The 20,362-nt window shown below is 67.3% G+C and carries 19 protein-coding genes; 15 read left to right on the top strand and 4 right to left on the bottom strand.

The window, feature by feature from the left end:
- Positions 1–71: 71 nt before the first annotated feature.
- Both ACFTZB_RS03410 and ACFTZB_RS03405 read left to right on the top strand, forming a co-directional pair.
- On the top strand, positions 72–485 hold the full coding sequence (locus ACFTZB_RS03410) for a DUF732 domain-containing protein (protein ID WP_378430092.1): 414 nt from the start codon (positions 72–74) through the stop codon (positions 483–485).
- 155 nt (positions 486–640) lie between these two features.
- Positions 641–1,606 (top strand): pirin family protein, encoded by a 966-nt coding sequence (locus ACFTZB_RS03405; RefSeq protein WP_378430091.1) that lies wholly within the window; start codon positions 641–643, stop codon positions 1,604–1,606.
- A 43-nt stretch (positions 1,607–1,649) separates the two neighbouring features.
- Here ACFTZB_RS03405 and ACFTZB_RS03400 read toward each other — a convergent pair whose 3' ends face one another.
- From ACFTZB_RS03400 to ACFTZB_RS03390, 3 genes are read right to left on the bottom strand one after another with little or no spacing between them, the layout of a single operon-like run.
- Positions 1,650–3,221, bottom strand: coding sequence for a long-chain-fatty-acid--CoA ligase (locus ACFTZB_RS03400; protein WP_378430090.1), 1,572 nt, complete (start codon positions 3,219–3,221; stop codon positions 1,650–1,652).
- Positions 3,218–4,339 carry an acyl-CoA dehydrogenase family protein gene (locus ACFTZB_RS03395; protein WP_378430089.1) on the bottom strand — a complete coding sequence of 374 codons (1,122 nt, stop codon included), beginning with the start codon at positions 4,337–4,339 and terminating at the stop codon, positions 3,218–3,220. Before ACFTZB_RS03395 ends, ACFTZB_RS03400 begins: the two co-directional genes overlap by 4 nt.
- A gap of 10 nt (positions 4,340–4,349) precedes the next feature.
- On the bottom strand, positions 4,350–5,531 hold the full coding sequence (locus tag ACFTZB_RS03390; protein WP_378430088.1) for an acyl-CoA dehydrogenase family protein: 1,182 nt from the start codon (positions 5,529–5,531) through the stop codon (positions 4,350–4,352).
- Between the two features lie 247 nt (positions 5,532–5,778).
- Here ACFTZB_RS03390 and ACFTZB_RS03385 point away from each other — a divergent pair, with 247 nt between their 5' ends.
- The 13 genes from ACFTZB_RS03385 to ACFTZB_RS03325 all read left to right on the top strand — a co-directional run bounded on the left by ACFTZB_RS03385 (position 5,779) and on the right by ACFTZB_RS03325 (position 18,832).
- Positions 5,779–5,970: a ferredoxin gene (locus tag ACFTZB_RS03385; RefSeq protein ID WP_378430087.1), complete on the top strand. Its 192-nt coding sequence runs from the start codon at positions 5,779–5,781 to the stop codon at positions 5,968–5,970.
- A gap of 104 nt (positions 5,971–6,074) precedes the next feature.
- Positions 6,075–6,992: a 3-oxoacyl-ACP reductase gene (locus ACFTZB_RS03380; RefSeq protein ID WP_378430086.1), complete on the top strand. Its 918-nt coding sequence runs from the start codon at positions 6,075–6,077 to the stop codon at positions 6,990–6,992.
- Between the two features lie 575 nt (positions 6,993–7,567).
- The gene (locus tag ACFTZB_RS03375) at positions 7,568–8,332 is read left to right on the top strand and encodes an ABC transporter permease (protein WP_015888557.1); all 765 of its coding nucleotides are present in this window, start codon (positions 7,568–7,570) and stop codon (positions 8,330–8,332) included.
- Between the two features lie 20 nt (positions 8,333–8,352).
- Positions 8,353–9,204, top strand: coding sequence for an ABC transporter permease (locus tag ACFTZB_RS03370; protein WP_087561127.1), 852 nt, complete (start codon positions 8,353–8,355; stop codon positions 9,202–9,204).
- A 12-nt stretch (positions 9,205–9,216) separates the two neighbouring features.
- Positions 9,217–10,392 (top strand): MCE family protein, encoded by a 1,176-nt coding sequence (locus ACFTZB_RS03365; RefSeq protein ID WP_378430085.1) that lies wholly within the window; start codon positions 9,217–9,219, stop codon positions 10,390–10,392.
- Positions 10,389–11,411, top strand: a complete 1,023-nt coding sequence (locus ACFTZB_RS03360; RefSeq protein WP_378430084.1) for an MCE family protein — start codon at positions 10,389–10,391, stop codon at positions 11,409–11,411. The genes ACFTZB_RS03365 and ACFTZB_RS03360 overlap by 4 nt, the downstream gene beginning before the upstream one ends.
- A 2-nt stretch (positions 11,412–11,413) precedes the next feature.
- Positions 11,414–12,469, top strand: a complete 1,056-nt coding sequence (locus ACFTZB_RS03355; RefSeq protein WP_378430083.1) for an MCE family protein — start codon at positions 11,414–11,416, stop codon at positions 12,467–12,469.
- Positions 12,466–13,758, top strand: coding sequence for an MCE family protein (locus tag ACFTZB_RS03350; protein ID WP_378430082.1), 1,293 nt, complete (start codon positions 12,466–12,468; stop codon positions 13,756–13,758). Before ACFTZB_RS03355 ends, ACFTZB_RS03350 begins: the two co-directional genes overlap by 4 nt.
- Positions 13,755–14,984: an MCE family protein gene (locus ACFTZB_RS03345; RefSeq protein ID WP_378430081.1), complete on the top strand. Its 1,230-nt coding sequence runs from the start codon at positions 13,755–13,757 to the stop codon at positions 14,982–14,984. Before ACFTZB_RS03350 ends, ACFTZB_RS03345 begins: the two co-directional genes overlap by 4 nt.
- The gene (locus ACFTZB_RS03340; RefSeq protein ID WP_378430080.1) at positions 14,981–16,390 is read left to right on the top strand and encodes an MCE family protein; all 1,410 of its coding nucleotides are present in this window, start codon (positions 14,981–14,983) and stop codon (positions 16,388–16,390) included. The genes ACFTZB_RS03345 and ACFTZB_RS03340 overlap by 4 nt, the downstream gene beginning before the upstream one ends.
- The gene (locus ACFTZB_RS03335) at positions 16,387–17,133 is read left to right on the top strand and encodes a hypothetical protein (RefSeq protein ID WP_378430079.1); all 747 of its coding nucleotides are present in this window, start codon (positions 16,387–16,389) and stop codon (positions 17,131–17,133) included. Before ACFTZB_RS03340 ends, ACFTZB_RS03335 begins: the two co-directional genes overlap by 4 nt.
- Positions 17,130–17,648, top strand: coding sequence for a h domain protein (locus tag ACFTZB_RS03330; RefSeq protein ID WP_378430078.1), 519 nt, complete (start codon positions 17,130–17,132; stop codon positions 17,646–17,648). The genes ACFTZB_RS03335 and ACFTZB_RS03330 overlap by 4 nt, the downstream gene beginning before the upstream one ends.
- A 173-nt stretch (positions 17,649–17,821) precedes the next feature.
- Positions 17,822–18,832: an NAD-dependent epimerase/dehydratase family protein gene (locus tag ACFTZB_RS03325; RefSeq protein ID WP_378430077.1), complete on the top strand. Its 1,011-nt coding sequence runs from the start codon at positions 17,822–17,824 to the stop codon at positions 18,830–18,832.
- Here the strand turns inward: ACFTZB_RS03325 and ACFTZB_RS03320 are convergent.
- A complete protein-coding gene (locus ACFTZB_RS03320) occupies positions 18,802–20,349 on the bottom strand; it encodes a trehalose-6-phosphate synthase (protein ID WP_378430076.1) in 1,548 nt (515 codons plus the stop codon). The two genes, ACFTZB_RS03325 and ACFTZB_RS03320, sit on opposite strands and share 31 nt — an antisense overlap.
- Between the last annotated feature and the right edge of the window lie 13 nt (positions 20,350–20,362).

Below are 20,362 nucleotides of genomic sequence, written 5' to 3'. Positions count from 1 at the left end.
CGCCGGGAACACCGCCCCCGCAGGCGATACGATCGTCGCCGTCACAGGCCTCGAAAGGAATCACACGCCCCATGCGCCGCACCCTTGCTCTGACCGCCCTCACCGTCTGCTCCGCGGCACTCCTCACCGCCTGCGGGGGTGGCGACACCGACACCGCAGCATCCGAGACGACGTCCGCCTCGGCGTCCGTGGCGGCGCGGACGACCGCCGCCACCGCCCCCGGCAGCCGCGTCTTCTCGGTCGCCGACGACCCGCAGACGGCCGCCGACTACCTGGCCTACCTGCGCGCGAACAACCAGACCGTCACCGACGACGACCTGGCGGTCCATCAGGCCGGCGAGATCTGCACCGCCCTCGACGCGGGCAAGCCCCTCGATCAGGTGCGTGAAGAGTGGACGCCGATGCTCACCAACGACGGCGTCTATCCGTACATCATCGGCGCGATCACGCGGTACTGCCCGGACCACGAGAACGTCCTCAACTAGTAGGCGCTTCGCGCCCGTGCGTGGTTGACGAGTCTCTGCACTCGCCGGCCACGCACGGGCGGCGGAGCAGCCCTGTGGGAATACCTGGACGCAGCGGGTGTTACACACCATGAAGTAGTTGAACAATCAATTACCTGAGTACGAGGAGACACCCCATGCCAGCCGTGACGGTCGACAACATCCTTGCCCTGCCGCGTATCGACGCACCTGCTCCCGGCGCCGTCGACCGCCCGGTCCGTTCGCTCACCACCGCACCCGTCGGGTACGAGGGTGAAGGCTTCCCGGTGCGCCGCGCGTTCGCCGGCATCGACCTGCCGGCCCTCGACCCGTTCATCCACATGGACCAGATGGGCGAGGTCGACTACGCACCCGGTGAACCCAAGGGCACCCCCTGGCATCCGCACCGCGGCTTCGAGACGGTCACCTACATGATCGACGGCATCATGGAGCACCAGGATTCCAACGGCGGCGGCGGCACCATCGGTGGCGGCGACACCCAGTGGATGACCGCGGGCGGCGGCATCCTGCACATCGAGACCCCGCCCGAGCATCTGGTGACGAGCGGCGGCCTGTTCCACGGCGTCCAACTGTGGGTGAACCTGCCGCGCGACAACAAGATGGCCGCACCCCGCTACCAGGACATCACCGGCGCGAAGGTGGCCCTGCTGTCCTCGCCGGACGGCGGCGCCCTCGTTCGCGTGATCGCCGGTGACGTGGACGGTCACCACGGTCCCGGTTCCACCTACACGCCGATCAGCCTCGTCCACGCGACGGTCGCGCCGGGTGCGAGCCTGACGCTGCCGTGGAACCCCGAGTTCAACGCGCTCGCCTACGTCCTGGCGGGCGACGGACTCGTCGGTGCGGAGCGCCGTCCGATCCGCATGGGTCAGACGGCCGTCTTCGGACGCGGTGACACCCTGACGATCGCCGCCGCCGACACGCAGGATTCGCGGACCGAGTCGTTCGAGGTGTTCGTCCTCGGCGGCAAGCCGATCCGCGAGCCCGTCGCGATGGCCGGACCGTTCGTCATGAACACCAAGGCCGAGGTGCTGCAGGCGTTCGAGGACTTCCAGGCCGGTCGCCTGGGTTCCGTTCCCGCAGCGCACGAAACGCTCGCCTGACGGGTACGTGAGCGGCAAAGCGTGCGCGAGCACACTTTGCCACTCACCTGGGGGAGTAGCGGGGGCCGTCGCGGACCCACACCGGATCGGCGCAGTTCGTGGACTCGGCGCTCAGCACGCGGGTGAGCACCTTGAACGTGGCCGTCCGCGGGAATTCGGCGCACACCCGGATCAGACTCGGGTGCTGCTTCGGACCCAGATCGGATTGCGCGTCGAGGAAGTCCGCAAAAGCCACGGGATCGAAATCCCGCGTCGGGACGACGGCGGCCATCACCCGGTCCCCGACCTCGGCGTCGGGCACCGCGTACACCGTCACCTGCGCGAACCCGTCGTACCGCTGGAGGATGCGTTCGATGGGCGCCGAACCGAGATTCTCGCCGTCGACGCGCAACCACCCGGAACTGCGGCCCGCGAAGTAGACGAATCCGTCGGCGTCCCGGTAGGCGAGGTCGCCGCTCCAGTACCGGCCGTCGCGGATCCGCTCGGCGTCGGCCTCGGGATTGTTGTAGTAGCCCGCGAACGCCCCCGACCCCGCGACATTGACGAGTTCGCCCGTGGCGGCCTCGGCGTTGAGTACCCGGCCGGCCGCATCGAATTCGGCAGGCGGACACAGATTTCCGGTATCGGGATCGAGGATCGCGACACCCTCGGGGAGCCTGCCCAGCGAGCCCGGCGGCGCCTCCGGTGTCGAGGAGATGGCGATGCCGCCCTCGGTGGAGCCGAACCCGTCGATCACCGCGGTGCCGAAGCGCCGCGCGAACGCCGCGACCGCGGGCGCGGACCCCTCGTTGCCGTACATCACCCGCAGGGTGTTGTCGGCGTCGTCGGGCATTTCGGGGGTCGCCAGCACGTATGACAGCGGCTTCCCGACGTAGTTGGCGTACGTGACGCCGAACCTCCGCACGTCGGACAGGAAGTTCGACGCGGAGAACCTGCGCCGCAGTGCGATCGAACTGTGCCCCGCGAGCGCCACGGACCAGGCCGCCATCATGGCGTTGGAATGGAACATCGGCATCGACATGTACACGACGTCGTCCGGGGACAGCGCGAAGCGCTCGGCGAGCATGACACCGGGTCCGGTGATCTTCGCGTGCGTGCACCGCACCGCCTTCGGATCACCGCTGGTGCCCGACGTGAAGATGAGCATGAACAGGTCTTCGGGCGCGGCGGCCCTCGGGGCGAAGTCGGGGCGCTCCCCGGCGAGCAGCGCGGACCATTCCGGTGCATCCACGTCGACGACGGGAACACCGGGGCCGACACCGTCCAGCAGGGCGGACCGGCCGGTTTCGGTGAAGACCACCTGGCAGTCGGCCAGCGCGATGTCGCGGGCCAGCGCCTCCCCGCGCCGAGTGGTGTTGAGCCCCACGAGCACGGCGCCGGACAGCGCCGCCGCCCCGGCCAGGAGCGAGAACTCGGGGACGTTGTCCATCAGCACCCCGAAGTGCCGGGGCCGCTGCGCGTCGAGGAGGTCGTCGAGAATCGCGGCGCGCCGCAGGCTCGCCCGCACGTGTTCGGACCACGACAGGAACCGGTCCTCGAAGTACAGCCCCTGCGCGCCGGAGTGCGCGACACCGAGCAGCAGGTCCGACACCGTGCGGGCGAGCGTGGCGGTCATGCCGGGACGGTGGCCAGTTCGGCGCCGAGGACCCGCAACTGCTGTGTGGCCGAACCGAGCCGGAACTCGAGCGCCTTGGCGGCGAGGAAGTACCGGTGCACGGGGTGGTCCTCGTCGAGTCCGACGCCACCGTGGACGTGGACGAGGGTGTGCGACACCCGGTGTCCCGCGTCGGACGCCCAGAAGTTCGCGGTCCGGACGTCGCCTTCGCTGGGCAGTCCCTCACTGAGCCGCCACGTCGCCTGCCACAGTGTGAGCCGGACGCCCTTCACGTCGATGTAGCCGTCGGCGAGTCGCTGGGCCACGGCCTGGAAGCTGCCGATGGGCCGGCCGAACTGCACCCGCTCCCGGGCATAGGCCGCGGTGAGTTTCAGGGATTCGTCGAGGACGCCGTACTGGTACGCGCACGCGCCGAGCGTGCCGCGTTCGACGATCCAGTCGACGATCTCGCGGCCCCGCTCGACGCTGCCGAGAATGCGGTCCCCGGTCAGCGACACTCCGCGGAGGGTCACCTCACCGACGCTGTTCAGGTCGACGGTCTGCTGGCGGGTGACGGTGACCCCGGCGTCGTCCGGGCGGACGAGGAAGACCGCGACCCCGTCCGGGGTGGTTGCCGGGACCAGGAAGAGGTTGGCGGACGGTGCCGCGTCGACCACGATCTTGGTGCCGTCGAGCGTCCAGCCGTCCGCGCCGGGTTCGGCACGGGTGGTGGGCGCGGCCGGGTTGTCGCCCAGTTCCTCGTCGAGCGCCACGGTGAGGATCTTCTCGCCCCGCGCGGCCGGAGTGCCCCAGTCGGCACGCTGCTGGTCGCTGCCGTACTGCGCGAGCGCCCCGGCCGCCATCACGATCGACGACAGGTACGGGACCGCCGCGACGGCACGGCCCAGTTCGACGAGGATGCTGCACTGCTCGAGGACGCCGAAACCGTCGCCGCCCACCGACTCCGGCAGCGCGGCGCTGAGGACGTCCGACGACGCGAGCGCGGACCAGAGCCGGCGATCGAGACGGTCTTCCGCCGCGTCGAGTTCGCGCAGCCGGTCGTTGGTGACGAGATCCGAGACGATTCCTCGGGTGAGCCCGGCAAGATCCTGCTGGGCCTCGGTGGGAGTGAAGTCCATGGTGATAGTCCTAACGCTTGGCGGGGGGCAGGCCGAGGGCGGTCATGGCGATGATGTCGCGTTGCACCTCGTTGGTTCCGCCGCCGAACGTGAGGATCAGCGACGACCGGTGCATCCGCTCGAGCCGCCCGCGCAGCAGGACGCCGGGGGAGTTCTGCCGCAGCGTCGCCGACGGTCCGAGGATCTCCATCAGCAGCCGGTACGCCTCGGTGGCGAACTCCGTGCCGTACACCTTGTTCGCCGACGCCGCCTCGGGGCCGGGAGCCTGATCGGTGGAGGAAGCGATCTCCCAGTTCATGAGTTTCAGGTACTCGGCCTTCGCGTGGACGCGCGCGAGATTGATCTGTACCCATTCCTGATCGATGACGCGGCGACCGTCCGGCAGCTTGGTGTTCTGTGCCCATTCGCGTACTTCACGCTGGGCGGTGAGGACCGGCCCGGCGGACGTGAGCGCGACGCGTTCGTGGTTGAGCTGGTTGGTGATCAGCGCCCAGCCGCCGTGTTCGGGGCCGACGAGCGCGGACGAGGGCACCCGGACGTCCTGGTAGTAGGTGGCGCTGGTGTCCGGTCCCGCCATCGTGTGGACGGGGGTGTACGAGAAGCCTTCGGCGGTGGTCGGGACGATCAGCATGCTGATGCCCTTGTGCTTCTTCGCTTCGGGGTCGGTGCGGCACGCCAGCCACACGTAGTCGGCGTACGCGATCAGGCTCGTCCACATCTTCTGGCCGTTGATGACGTAGTCGTCGCCGTCCTTGACCGCGGTGGTGCGCAGGCTCGCGAGGTCGGTGCCCGCTTCGGGCTCGGAGTAGCCGATGGAGAAGTGCAGTTCGCCGGCCGAGATCTTGGGAAGGAAGAACGATTTCTGCTCGGGGGTGCCGAAGTGCATGATCGTCGGCGCCACCGAGTTGATGGTGAGGAAGGGGACGGGCGCGCCCGCGATGGCCGCCTCGTCGGTGAAGATCAGCTGCTCCATGGCGGATCGTTCCTGGCCGCCGTACTCCTTCGGCCACCCGAGTGTCAGCCAGCCGTCCCTGCCCATCTGGGCGACGACGTCACGGTAGACGTTGCCTTCGCCGTATTCGCCGGTGGTGGCGGCCAGTGCCTCTCGACGCTCCGGCGTCATCAGCTTCGCGAAGTACGCGCGCAGCTCTTCCCGCAGCTGTTGCTGCTGCGGTGTGTACGTGATGTGCATCGAAATACCTCTCCGGTCCGAGAGCGAAATCAGCTGAAATCTGGCACAGGTTCCAGTCTCTGCGGTGCATCGGCGGAGTCGGCTCGGGCCGGCCCCGGAGCGTGCCCGGTGGGCGTGCCCGCAGTCGTGGAACGAATCATTGCACACGACTGGAACAGGTTCTAGTGTTATCGCAGGAACGGCGTGCGCCACAGCCCGGATGCACCCGGATCCGCGAGTGACGAGACGAGGAGAAGTGAGGGTTGCCATGGAGGTCAGAGTCGATTTCGACCGTTGCGAGGCCAATGGTGTCTGCGTGGGGATCGCACCCGACATCTTCGAGCTCGACGACGACGATCAGCTGCACATCGCGAGTGCCGTTCCTCCCGCTGACCGGGAGGAAGACGTGCGTACGGCGATCGCCCAGTGCCCGAGGGCTGCGCTCACCGAGCATCCCTGAGGATTGTTGCCCGGAATGAGAACACGTTCTACAGTGACGTCGACCCACCGCCGCGCCGTGGTTCACGACCTGCGGCGAGCGCACAGAACCAGGAGAGCGTGTTCATGAATACTGTGGCTGACCGCGAAGTGAGCGTGGACGGCAAGGTCGCCGTCGTGACCGGTGCCGGGTCCGGCCTCGGTAAGTTCGAGGCGATCGCACTAGCCCGTGCGGGTGCGTCGGTCGTCGTCAACGACCTGGCCGCGAACGAGGCCGTCGAGGAAACTCTGGAGGAAATCCGGGGCCTGGGCGCGAAGGTCGAGTTCGTGGCCGGGGACATCGGGGAGCGGTCGACCGCCGACGCGATCATGGAGGCGGCGCAGAGCCGGCTCGGCAGCCTCGACATCCTGGTGAACAATGCGGGCATCACGCGGGATCGCATGCTGTTCAACATGTCCGACGAGGACTGGGACCTGGTGCTGAAAGTGCATCTGCGCGGGCACTTCCTGCTGTGCCGTTCGGCCGCGTCGTACTGGCGCGCAAAGTCGAAGGAGGCCGGTGCGCCGGTGTACGGGCGCATCGTCAACACGTCGTCCGAGGCGGGTCTGCTCGGACCCGAGGGGCAGGCGAACTACGGAGCCGCCAAGGCGGGCATCACAGCGCTCACGCTGTCGGCGGCCCGTGGGCTCTCCCGGTACGGCGTCCGGGCCAACGCGATCTGCCCTCGGGCTCGCACGTCGATGACCGAGAACGTCTTCGGGGAGGCGCCCGCCGAGGGAGTCGATCCGTTGTCGCCCGAGCATGTGGCCGCGCTGGTCGCCTACCTCTCATCTCCCGCCGCCGACTCCGTGAACGGCCAGGTCTTCGTCGTCTACGGCCCGATGGTGGCGTTGATGGCGGCGCCGGTCGTGGAGCGGCGCTTCGACGCCGTGGACGGCAGGTGGACACCCGATGCGCTCGCGGAGGAGCTCGGGACGTACTTCGGGGACCGGGATCCCGCCGCGATGTTCTCGGCCTCCGCGGCGCTGCGCGAACTGGGCTGATCTGCGTCCTGCGGGGCGAAGAATCGACACGATGCGTGTTTGCGTATCGTTTCCGCAGGTAATGCTTCCGCGATGGGCGATACTGAAGGCAACTGAACAGCTGCGGAGCGGGGCCGGGTGACGGTGGAGGGGTTGTGGAACGCGTGCCGGATTTGACTAGATCGTGTTCTAGTTTTCCGCCGTCGACCGGTTCGATCACCCTTGCCTGCGACACTCCCGCAGCGGCGGCGCCCAGCGGTCGTGGGGGGCTGCCGGAATCGGACGCAGACGCGACTTCCGCGCTCGATCTTGCGTGATGACATTCATCTAAAGTTCTTGTGCTATAACATTTTAACGCTCGAGATCCGTGTTCTTCGCCGCGCGAACCGCCCGGTGCGACCGGACTGCGACACGCCCGGATTTTCGGTCGAATCCGACCCTTGGGGCGTGCTGAATGTGGGACGATTCTTGCTGATGAGCGACCACCTTTGACAGGTGAACACGTTCTAGTTAATATGACCTGAGTCACAGACCGATGGGGGGCTGGGCTCGAACTGACAGTCGGTGCTGGGCGAGATCATGGACGAGGAGGACGGATGGTGGACCTCCTCGAGGTGCCGTTGCGTGCGGTCGGCGGGTTCTTCACGATGTCGGGCGAAACGTTGAGGGCAGTCTTTTCGAGGCCCTTCCAGCGTCGTGAGTTCGTCGACCAGGCGTGGTTCGTCGCCCGGGTCTCGATGGTGCCCACCGTGCTGGTGGCCATTCCGTTCACGGTGCTGGTGAGCTTCACGATCAACATCCTCCTACGCGAGATCGGCGCGGCAGACCTCAGCGGCGCGGGCGCCGCTCTCGGCACCGTCACCCAGGTCGGCCCCATCGTCACCGTGCTCATCGTGGCGGGTGCGGGTGCCACCGCCATCTGCGCAGACCTCTCCGCCCGCACCATCCGCGAAGAGATCGACGCGATGAGGGTGCTGGGCATCAATCCGATCCATCGCCTGGTCGTGCCGCGAGTGCTGGCCTCGACGGTCGTGGCGCTCCTGCTCAACGGGCTGGTCTGCACCATCGGCATCCTCGGCGGTTTCGTCTTCTCGGTCTACATCCAGGACGTCAATCCGGGTGCGTTCGTCAACGGCATCACGCTGCTCACCGGGTTCGGGGAGCTCGTGATCTCGGAAGTCAAGGCCGGTCTGTTCGGCATGATCGCCGGCCTCGTCGCCGCCTACCTCGGCCTGAACGTCAAGGGTGGCGCGAAGAGCGTCGGCGACGCCGTCAACCAGACCGTCGTGTTCTCGTTCATGGCCCTGTTCGTGGTCAACGTTCTCGTCACCGCCGTCGGCATCAAACTGACGGCAGGGTGATCGACTTGGTGGTGGAGTAGATGGCACTAGCGGCGGCCGGGCGCTTTCCCCGAACTCGCAGACGGTTCGCGTCGGCGTCCCGTTCGATCGACCGGCTCGGTGAGCAGGCACTGTTCTTCGCGCGTGCCATCGGTTCGGCGCCCCGCGCCCTGATGCACTACCCGAAGGAGACGTTGCGGCTGATCGCCGAGATCAGCATGGGCACCGGTGCGCTCGCGGTGATCGGTGGAACGGTCGTCATCGTCGGCTTCCTGACGCTGTTCACCGGCGGCACCATCGCGGTGCAGGGGTACAGCTCGCTCGGCAACATCGGCGTCGAGGCCCTCACCGGCTTCTTCGCGGCGTTCATCAACGTGCGCATCGCGGCGCCGGTCATCGCCGGCATCGGGCTGGCGGCCACCATCGGCGCCGGCTCCACCGCCCAACTCGGTGCGATGCGCGTCTCGGAGGAGATCGACGCGCTCGAGACGATGGCGATCCCGTCGATCCCGTACCTGGTCAGCACCCGCGTGATGGCGGGCATGATCGCGATCATCCCGCTGTACGCCCTGGCGGTGATCGCGTCCTTCATGGCGAGCCGGTTCGCGACCGTCGTGCTGTACGACCAGTCGTCCGGCGTGTACGACCACTACTTCTCGACGTTCCTGATACCCACGGACATCCTGTGGTCGTTCGCCCAGGCCATCGTCATGGCGATCGCGATCATGCTCATCCACACCTACTACGGTTTCAACGCCTCGGGTGGTCCGGTCGGCGTCGGTGTGGCCGTCGGCAACGCGGTGCGGTCCTCGCTGATCGCCGTCGTCACCGTCACCCTGCTCATCTCGCTCGCCATCTACGGCGGGTCCGGCAACTTCAACCTTTCGGGATAGGAGTGCCGGTAGATGACTGATTCGAGTGGGAAGAAGAAGCTCGCGGCGCTCGTTCTCGTGGTGAGTCTTCTCGCGATCATCGGTGTGTCACTGGCCATGTTCAACGGCACGTTCGACGAGACCACGCCCGTCACCGTGACGTCGGATCGCTCCGGACTGGTGATGGAACCCGACGCCAAGGTCAAGCTCCTCGGTGTCCAGGTCGGCCGCGTCGCCTCCATCGAACACGTGACCGACGGGGCCGAGCTGAAACTGGCGATGTACCCCGACATGATGTCGCTGATCCCGTCCAACGCCACCGTGGAGATCAAGTCCACCACCGTGTTCGGCGCCAAATACGTCAATTTCGTGATGCCGGACAACCCGTCGTCCACCCCCCTCCAGGCGGGCGACGTCATCGCGTCCGACAACGTCACCGTCGAGTTCAACACGGTCTTTCAGCACCTGTCCGACGTGCTGGCCCAGGTGCAGCCGGAGAAGCTCAATGCCACCCTCGGCGCCATCTCCTCGGCGCTGCACGGGCGGGGGGAGGAACTCGGCGCCCTGCTCGAGCAGAGCGACAGCTACCTGGCGAAGATGAATCCGAGTCTGCCCCAGCTGCAGGAAGATCTGGCGAAGGCAGCACAGGTCACCGACGTGTATGCCGACACCGCGCCCGACCTGCTGCGGGTGCTCGACAACGTGACGGCCACCAGCGGCACCGTCGTCGACGAACAGGACAACCTGGATGCCGTGCTGCTCAACGTCACCGGGCTCGCCGACACGGCGAACACCGTCCTGACCGAGAACGAGCAGAACCTGGACTCCGCTCTCGGCCTGCTGCTCCCGACGACGGATCTGCTGGCCGAGTACTCGCCCGAGATCTCCTGCTTCATCGTCGGCCTGAACAACGTGATCCCGCTCGCCGAACAGCTCATCGGCGGCAATCAGCCGGGTATCGCGCTGAGCGCCAGTTTCATGTACGGGCAGGAGCCGTACACCTACCCGAAGGACCTGCCGAAGGTGAACGCGACAGGTGGGCCGAACTGCCACGGCCTTCCCAACCCCGATCTCAGCAAGCACGCGAACTTCGTCGTGGCCGACACCGGAACGGTGCCGTTCGTCCCGTCGACGGAAGTCCAGGTGCATCTGCCGAAGGTGTTCCAGCTGTTGTTCGCGGGTGTGTACCCCGAGCAGGGTGGGCAGTGACTGTGCGAGCGACCACGGTCAAGCTGTTGATCTTCGCGACGGTGATGTCGATGATCTTCGCCGGGCTCGCCCTGGTGTTCAGTCAGTACCGTTTCAGCAGCTCCGACGGATACCACGCCACGTTCACCGACGTGTCCGGGCTCAAGCCCGGCGACAAGGTCCGCATCGCCGGCGTTCCCGTCGGCGCCGTCGAGAAGGTGAGCATCGACGACGACAACCTCGCCGACGTCGACTTCACCGTCGACACCAAGTACTCGCTGTTCGACGGGACGAAGGCCACGGTGCGGTACGAGAACCTCGTCGGCGACCGGTACATGGAGCTCCTCGAGGGCGCCGGATCGGTGGAACCGCTGCCGGACGGTGGCTCGATTCCCGTCGAGAACACCTCTCCCGCACTCGATCTCGACCTTCTGCTGGGCGGGTTCAAGCCGCTGCTGCGGGCGCTGGATCCGCAGCAGGTCAACGACCTGTCGCAGGCGCTGGTCCAGGTATTCCAGGGGCAGGGCGGCACGCTCGTCTCGCTCCTCGGCAGCACGAGTTCGTTCACGAACACCCTCGCCGACCGGGACCAGTTGATCGGCGAGGTGATCACGAACCTCAACCAGGTGCTCGGGACCATCAACGACCGCGGCGAGCAGTTCCGATCGACACTCGACCAGTTGCAGCAGTTGGTGAGCGGGCTCTCCCAGGACCGCGATCAGATCGGTGACGCCATTCCCCGCATCGCCGGGGCGACGGGCGATCTCGCAGATCTGCTCGAAGGTGCGCGGCCGCCGCTGCAGAGCACGATCGCCGAGGCCAACCGCACCGCGACGCAACTCCAGGCGGGCGAGGACGACCTCGACTGGGTGCTGCAAAATCTGCCCGACGCGTACCGCAGGCTCATCCGCATCGGCACATACGGCAGCTTCTTCCAGATGTACGTCTGCACGGTCAAGTTCAAGTTCTCCGGCCCGGACGGATCGGATTTGCTCCTCAACATGCCGGGCGGTCAGACGGCAGGGAGGTGTGCACCGTAGCCATGAAGAGTGAACGCAATCCCGTGCAGGTGGGACTCATCGGTGTCGCCGTCGCGAGCATGATCGTGATCGCGACCCTGCAATACGATCAGCTGCAATTCCTTTCGGGTGGCACGCAGTACTCGGCCTACTTCGAGGACGCGGGCGGGCTGATGACCGGCGACACGGTGACCCTCGCCGGTGTCGACGTCGGGAAGGTCGCCGAGGTGGAACTCGACGACCAGAACGTGCTCGTCACGTTCACCATCCAGGACGGCATCGCCCTCGGCGACGCGACCGAGGCGAACATCAAGACCAACACCGTTCTCGGGCGCAAGTCGCTCGCCGTCACCCCGCTCGGGCACGACACGATGCGGGTGGGATCGACGATTCCGTTGGAGCGCACCAACTCTCCGTACTCGCTCAACGACGCACTCGGCGACCTGTCGACCACCGTCTCCGAACTCGACACCGACGAGGTCAACAACGCGTTGAACGCGATGTCCGGCGCCCTCGAGAACACACCGCCCGAGTTGCGCACCGCACTGGACGGCCTGACCCGGTTGTCGGAGAGCATCAACTCGCGGGACGAGAGCCTGCGGCAGCTGCTCTCGCGGGCCGAGAACGTGACCGGGATCCTCGCCGAGCGCAGCGGGCAGATCAACTCGCTGATCGTCGACGGAAATCAGCTGTTCGGTGAGCTCGACCGTCGCCGCGCGGCGATCAGCCAGCTGATCGTGAACATCTCCGAGGTGTCCCGGCAGCTCACCGGGCTGGTCCAGGACAACGAGGAGCAGATGAAACCGACGCTCGACAAGCTGAACTCGGTGGTCGACGTCCTGCAGCGCAACAAGGACAACATCTCGCAGGCACTCGACGGCCTCGCGCCGTACGCCACGCAGCTCGGCGAGTCGGTGGGGAGCGGCCCCTTCTTCATGGCGTACGTCTACAACATCGGCATCGGCAACCTGTTCCAGGGGCTCAGCGACGCCGTGACGTGGCCGGAGCACCTGCCCAACGACCTCCAGGCCTACCTGCAGACGGGTCCGTCCATCGAGCTGAGGGAACCGCCGCGATGACGACGAACCCGGAAATCACCAACACGCGGAAGAAGTGGCTGATCCGCGTCGGCGTCGCCGCGGTCGTAATCGTGCTGATCGTCGGCGCCGCAGTGATGTTCGTGCCCAAACTGTTCCAGAACACGATCACCGCGTACTTCCCGGCGACCACCGGGCTGTACACGGGCGACGACGTCCGCGTCCTCGGTGTGAAGGTGGGGACGATCGAGTCGATCGAGCCCGGCGCCGACTTCGCGCGCGTGACGATGAACGTGAACAAGAGCGTCGAGATTCCGGCCGACGCGAAGGCCGTCATCGTCGCACCCAGCCTGGTGTCGGGACGGTTCGTCCAGCTGACACCCGTGTACGCGGGTGGGCCGACGATGGGCGACGGCGCGAGCATCCCGGTGGAGCGCACCGCCGTCCCGGTGGAGTGGGACGAGATCAAGACCGAGCTGAACAAACTGTCGGAGGCGCTCGGACCGCAGGGCGCCGACCCGCAGGGCTCGCTCGGCACGTTCATCGACACCGCCGCCGCCAATCTCGACGGCAACGGCGAGTCGCTGCGCAACACGCTGCGGGAACTGTCGGAGACCATGCGGACCCTGTCCGACGGCCGCACCGACCTGTTCGCGACCATCCGCAACCTGCAGACGTTCGTGGCGGCGCTGTCGTCGAGCAACGAGCAGATCGTCCAGTTCGAGGGCAGGCTCGCGTCGGTGTCGAACATGCTCGCCACCAACTCCGACGAACTCGGAACCGCCCTGAACGACCTCGACCTGGCGCTCGGCGACGTCAACCGGTTCGTGGCGGAGAACCGCGCCGCCCTCGGTGAGCAGGTCGGCCGTCTGGCGGACGCCACCCAGGTGCTCGCCGACAAGAGGCCGCAGATCGAGCAGGTGCTCCACGTGGCGCCGACGGCGCTGGCGAACTTCAGCAACATCTACAAGCCGGCGCAGGGATCACTGGTCGGTGCGGTCGCGTTCGCGAACCTCGGGAACCCCGTGAACTTCATGTGCGGCGCCATCCAGAGCCTGCAGGCCAACGAGGCGAACCGCAGCGCCGACCTGTGCACCCAGTACCTGTCGCCGGTGCTGAACTCGCTGACGATGAACTATCTTCCGGCCCTCGTCAACCCGACCACGGGTGTGAATGCGTTCCCGGACCAGATCGAGTACAGCCCGCCGAGTCTCGAGGCCTCCGTGCCGCCCCGGTCCGCGCCCCCGGTGACCGGCACCCTCGCCGGGATGCCGACGGTGGACGTGCCCCGGGACCTGAACGATCTGCTGCAGCCGGGAGGTGGGCGATGACGAAGCACGCACGGGTGCGTCGCAGCGGCATCGCCGCCGTGGCGATCACCCTGACGCTGACATTGACCGGATGCGAGTGGGAGGGGCTGAATTCACTTCCCCTGCCGGGGACCGAGGGGCAGGGCGACGACGCCTACACCGTCGAGATCCAGATGCCCAATGTGACCACGCTGTCGCAGAATTCGCCCGTCCGGGTGAACGACGTGACGGTGGGTTCGGTGACGGGCATCGAGGTGCAGGACTGGCACGCCCTGGTCACCGTGTCGATCAACGGCGACGTCCAGCTGCCCGCCAACGCGACCGCCAAGATCGGCCAGACCAGCCTTCTCGGCTCGCAGCACCTCGAGCTGGCTCCACCGACCGACGCCGAGCCCGAGGGGAAACTCGAGAACGGCGACGTGATCCCCATCGAGCGGGCGGGCGCCTACCCCACCACCGAGCAGACGCTGTCTTCGCTGTCGGTGGTGCTCAACGGCGGCGGCATCGCCCAGATCCGCGACATCACCCAGGAACTCAATGCTGCACTGGGCGGACGGGAGGAGTCGATCCGGGACCTCCTTCCGCAGCTCGACCGGCTCGTCACGAGCCTCGATCAGCAGCGCGGCGACATCATCGGTGCGATGGAGGGGCTCGACCGGTTGTCGGGCACCGTCAACGAGCAGAAGGCCACCCTGGACGCGGCGCTGGACGGCATCCCTCCCGCGCTGGACGTGCTCGTCACCCAACGGCAGAATCTCACCACCGCCCTGGTCGAGGTGGGCAAGCTCAGCGACACCGCCTCCCGTCTCGTCGAGAGCAGCGGCGAGGACCTGAAGGCGAACCTGCGCAACCTCACCCCGGTGCTGCGTGAACTCGCCAACTCGGGGAGCGCGCTGACCGAGGTGCTGACCCTGATGCTCACGTACCCCTTCCCGATGAAGACGATGGACAAGGCGATTCAGGGCGACTACGCGAACCTCATGATGACGATCGACATGACCAACGAACGCGTCGACAGCAACTTCCTGACCGGAACCGGTCTCGGCGGATCACTCGGCGGCGTCGAGGGGGCCGTGGGATCGCTCGCCGGGGTGGCCGGACAGTCCGGCGATCCGCTGCAGGCGCCACTGCAGCCGGCGCCGAAACCGGCACCCGCGCCGCCGGTGATTCCCGGGCTCCCGCAGATACCCGGACTGCCGCAGATCCCGGGCCTTCCGCCGCAACTGGGAGGAGCGCCGACACCATGAGAATGACGAGATTCGTTCGCATTCAGCTGATCATCTTCTCCATCCTCACCGTCATCGGGCTGGTCGTGATGTCGATCCAGTACATCAAGGTGCCGGTGCTGTTCGGCGTCGGACGCTACGAGGTGAGCGTCCGGCTGCCGTCCACCGGCGGGCTCTACTCCCACGCCAATGTCGCGTACCGCGGCACCAACATCGGTGTCGTCGAGAACGTGACGCTCACCGGCGACGGCGTGGAGGCGAAGATGTCGCTCGACAGCGACTACAAGATCCCGGCCGACGTCGATGCGGCGGTCAAGAGCGTGTCTGCGGTCGGCGAGCAGTACGTCGACCTGATTCCGCGGGAAGGTGCAGCCGACGGCCCGTACCTCGCGAACGGCGACGTGATCCCGGAGGATCGGGCGACCATTCCGCAGGACGTCGGCGAGATGCTCGACCAGGCCGACGAACTGCTCGCCAGCATCTCGGACACCAGGCTGCAGACGGTGATCGACGAGGCGTTCACGGCATTCAACGGATCCGGTCCCGACCTGCAGCGGCTCATCGACTCGGCCCGCCTGTTCGTCGAGGAGGCCGACGCGAACAGCGACGCGACGAAGGCCCTGATCGATCAGGTCGGCCCGCTGCTCGACACCCAGACCGTCAGCAGCGACGCCATCCGCTCCTGGACCCGCGACCTCGTGACGTTCACCGACCAGTTGCGGGCGAGCGACCCGAGCCTGCGGTCGGTGCTGGAGAAGGGCCCCGGCGCGGCGCAGGAGGCAACCCAGCTGTTCCAGGACCTGCAGCCGACGCTGCCGATCCTGCTGCGGAATCTGGTGAGCGTCGGGCAGGTCGGGGTGATCTACAACAAGAGCATCGAGCAGGTGCTGGTCATCTACCCGCCGCTGACCGCGGCGCTCGTGACGGCGGCGACCGGCGGGCCCGTGGAGGACGGCGCGATCGTCGACTTCGCCCTGCAACTGCACGACCCCCCGGCCTGCACGACGGGATTCCTGCCCCCCGAGCAACGCCGGTCGGGAGATCAGACCGACCCCATCGCGACACCGAACGACCTGTACTGCAAGGCCGCTCCGGACGACCCGTCCGTCGTGCGCGGCGCACGCAACCTGCCGTGCATGGAGTTCCCCGGACGCCGCGCACCGACGGTCGAGGCGTGCCGCGAGGGCTGGGAGGCGTCGGGTAACAACCCGCCGTACGGGCCGATCATGCCGCCGGATGTACCCTCGTACACAGCCGTTCCGAGTTCCTACGAAGGCTCCGCGGGTGCACCGGTCGCGGCCGTGCCCTACGACCCGGCCACCGGTAGCTTCATTGGTTCGGATGGAAAGACGTACACCCAACCGGATCTGGCGGTGCAGGGAAAGGACTCGACGTGGCAGACGATGATGACAGGTCAGCAGATTTGAGTTCCGGAACAGACGAGCGTGTGAGCGACTCCGCGGAGCAGGCGCAGCAGGCACCCGCGGCAACGGACCGGACCAGACGCCGGGCCGTCCGACATGCCGGCCCGCCGGTGGGGGAGACCGAGGCCCCGAAGCCGGTGATCCTCGCCAAGCCGGCGGCCGCGCAGGCTGCGCCCGAGGCGGAGAAGGTCTCCACGACGACGTCTGCACCACCGGCGTCCGAGGCGCCGCCGATCGAGACAGCGAAGCAGGGCCGGTCCCTGAAGTCGTTGCTCGCGTGGGGCGTTACCGCGGTGGTGATCGTCGCACTGGCCGTCGCGGCGGTGGTCCTGCTGCTCGACCAACGGTCCGCGCGCGAACGGGACGACCGCCGTCAGGCCTTCGTCGACACGGCCCGGCAGACGGTGCTCAACCTGACGACCATCCACCCCGAGACCGCGAAGCAAGACGTCGACCGGATCATCGCCGGCGCGTCCGGCCAGTTCCTCGAAGAGTTCCAAGGCCGGGAGGATCCGTTCGTCGGTGTCGTGCAGGACGCGAACGTGACCACCGAGGGCGAGGTCATCGAGGCCGGCGTCGAGAACGGGACCGAGACGTCGATCTCGGCGAACGTCCTGGTGGCCGCGCGGACGATGTTGAGCAGCAAGGAACAGCCGGAACCCTCCCCGCGCGACTTCCGGATGCGGGTGACGATCAGCGACGTCGACGGCAAGTTGACCGCATCGAAGGTGGAGTTCGTGCCATGAGCGACAACAACGAAGGCAAGCGAAAGTTCGCACTCACCAAGGGTGTAGCGCTGAAGATCGCGGCCGCGGTCGTAGTGGTCGCGCTCGCCGTCGGGGTGGGCTTCCTCTGGTACGGACACCGGCAGGATCAACTGTCCGAGCAGGCGCGCATCGACGCCGTCGACGCCGCGGGCAAGCAGGCCGTCGCGATGCTGGCGTACGACTTCGCCGACGTCGACAACCAGTTGGCTGCTGCCGCAGACGGACTCACCGGTTCGTTCCGTGACGACTACACCACGCTCGTGCAGGAGACCATCGCACCGGGCGCCAAGCAGAAGCAACTCACCGTGCAGGTGTCGGTGCAGGCCGCCGCACCGGTGTCGACGACACCCGACGAGGCGGTGGTCCTGCTGTACCTGAACCAGACGACGACGAGCGCCGACGCCCCCGACGCCCGAACGTCGGGCAGCCGGGTGCGGGTGTCGCTGCAGAAGGTCGACGACCGCTGGCTGGTCGATCAACTGACCCCGGTGTAGTTGCGGCTGCGCCGCCCGTGAGTACTTATTAACCGCCCGACGTTGATAAGTACTCACGGGGCGGAGCCACCCCTTCACAAAATGAAACAAGTTCTAGTAGTGTCGGGGTCTCCTGGCCGAGTGTCGACGCACGACGCTGTGTCGCACGGCCACAACCGAACGGGGAGTCGTCGATGAAGGTTGCAGTAACCGGCGCCGCGGGATTCGTGGGCAACAATCTGCTGAATCTGTTGGTCGAGGCGGGGCACGACGTGACCGCCATCGACCGCGTGCGTTCCCGGTACGCACCCGAATACGGGGTCACGTGGGTCAACGCGGACGTGCTCGACGTCGAATCCATGAAGCAGGCGCTGGACGGCGCCGAGGTGGTCTACCACCTGGTCGCGATGATCACCCTCGCCCAGAAGGACGACCTGGCGTGGACCGTCAACACCAAGGGTGTTCGCACCGTCGCCGAAGCCGCTCTCGCGGTAGGGGTTCGGCGGATGGTGCACTGCAGTTCGGTGCACTCCTTCGACCAGAGCAGTTGCGGCGCAACGCTCGACGAGCACTCCCCGCGGTCCGTGGACGCGTCGATCCCCGTGTACGACAGGTCGAAATGGGCCGGCGAGATCGAACTCCGTGAGGTGGTCGACGCCGGCCTCGACGCGGTGATCTGCAACCCCACCGGGGTGTACGGGCCCGCCGACTACGGGCTGTCGCGGGTGAACGCGTTGCTGCGCAACGCCGCCCGCGGTCGGGTGCCCGCGGCCGTGCAGGGCGGATTCGACTTCGTCGACGTCCGCGACGTCGCCGCCGGACTGATCGCCGCAGGCGAGAAGGGCCGGACCGGTGAGAACTACCTGATCTCGGGGCACATGCTCGGCATGCATGATGTCGTGAGGAGGGCAGCGCGTGCGGCGGGCCGTCGGGGGCCGCTGTACTCGTTCCCGCTCAGCGTCATCGAACGCGTGCTGCCGATCGCCGAACCGATCGGGACCCGGTTCGGGTCGGACGTGCTGTCGCGGTCGGCGATGTCGGCGCTGCTCGCGGCACCGGTCGTCGACGGCGGCAAGGCGCGGTCCGAACTCGGCTACGCTCCGCGTCCCGCCGACGAGACGATCCGCGACTTCGTCGCCTTCCTCGTGACGTCCGGTCAGCTGAGCCGGGGAGGTCAGTTGTCCCCGGTGGCGTCCTCGGTGTAGTCGGACTCGGAAGCCTCGGCGGGGGCGATCAGCGCGGGGCCCGCGGCGCCGCCGTGCGCGAGGGCGTCGAGGAAGGACCGGGCCCACCGGTCGACGTCGTGTGCGAGGACCTGCCTGCGCAGGGCCCGCATGTGGCGTCGGCCGTCTTCCTTCTCCTGATTCAGGGCCTGTTCCATCGCGTCCTTGACGCTGTCGAGATCGTGCGGATTGCACAGGAACGCCTGACGCAGTTCGGCGGCCGCGCCGGTGAACTCGCTCAGCAGCAGCGCGCCACCGAGATCACTCCGGCACGCCACGTACTCCTTGGCGACCAGGTTCATGCCGTCCCGCAGCGGGGTCACCAGCATCACGTCGGCGGCGACGAAGAACGCGATCAGTTCGTCGCGGGGAATGGGCCGGTGGATGTAGTGCACGACGGGCCTGCCGACCTCGCCGTATTCGCCGTTGATCCGCGACACCGACTGCTCGATCTCGCCGCGCATGTGGACGTAGCTCTCGACGCGTTCACGGCTGGGTGTCGCGAGTTGCACGAGCACGGTGTCGGCGGGGTCGACGCGGTTCTCGTCGAGCAGTTCGTGCAACGCGGCCAGACGGACGTCGATGCCCTTCGTGTAATCGAGGCGGTCGACGCCGAGCATGATGTGCTTGGGGTTGCCCAGTTCCTTGCGGATCTTCCTGGCGCGCTCCCGGATGGACTTGGACCGGGACTGCTCGTCCAGCTGCCCCGAGTCGATGGAAATCGGGAACGCGCCGACGCGCACCGTGCGGAAACCCACCTGCACCACGCCCAGCTTGGAGCGGACGCCCACGTTGCCGCGGGACGTCTGCTGGCCGGCGAGTTTGCGGGCCAGGTAGAGGAAGTTCTGGGCGCCGCCGGGGAGGTGGAACCCGATCAGATCGGCGCCGAGCAGGCCCTCGATGATCTCGGTGCGCCACGGCATCTGCATGAACAGTTCCACCGGCGGGAACGGGATGTGCAGGAAGAACCCGATGGTGAGGTCGGGGCGGAGCATCCGCAGCATCTTCGGAACGAGCTGCAGCTGGTAGTCCTGGATCCACACGGTGGCGCCCTGCGCGGCAGCCTTCGACGTGGCCTCCGCGAAACGCCGGTTGACCTCGACGTACGCGTTCCACCAGTCGCGGTTGTACTCGGGCTTGACGATGACGTCGTGGTACAGCGGCCAGAGGGTGGCGTTGGAGAAGCCCTCGTAATAGTCGGCGATCTCCGCGGCGCTCAGGGGAACGGGGTACAGCTCCAGATCGTCCTCGACGACGGGATCGAGTTCGGCATCCGGGACCCCCGCCCAGCCGACCCATGCGCCCTTGTTGCGGCGCAGGATCGGCTCGAGCGCGGTGACGAGGCCACCGGGGCTGCGCTTCCAGCGGGTGGTGCCGTCCGGGAGGCGTTCGAGATCGACGGGGAGCCGGTTCGCGACGACGACGAAGTCGGCTTGCCCGGAAACCGGATCAGAAGTCGAGCGTGATGACGATGCTGACGATTCCGAACTGGCAGCCACGGGCTTCCTTCGC

This window comes from Rhodococcus sp. NPDC057014, from assembly GCF_042673295.1.
GTDB lineage: Bacteria > Actinomycetota > Actinomycetes > Mycobacteriales > Mycobacteriaceae > Rhodococcus_F.
Note: the sequence above shows the minus strand (reverse complement) of the source record. Positions and strands in the feature narration are given on the sequence as shown.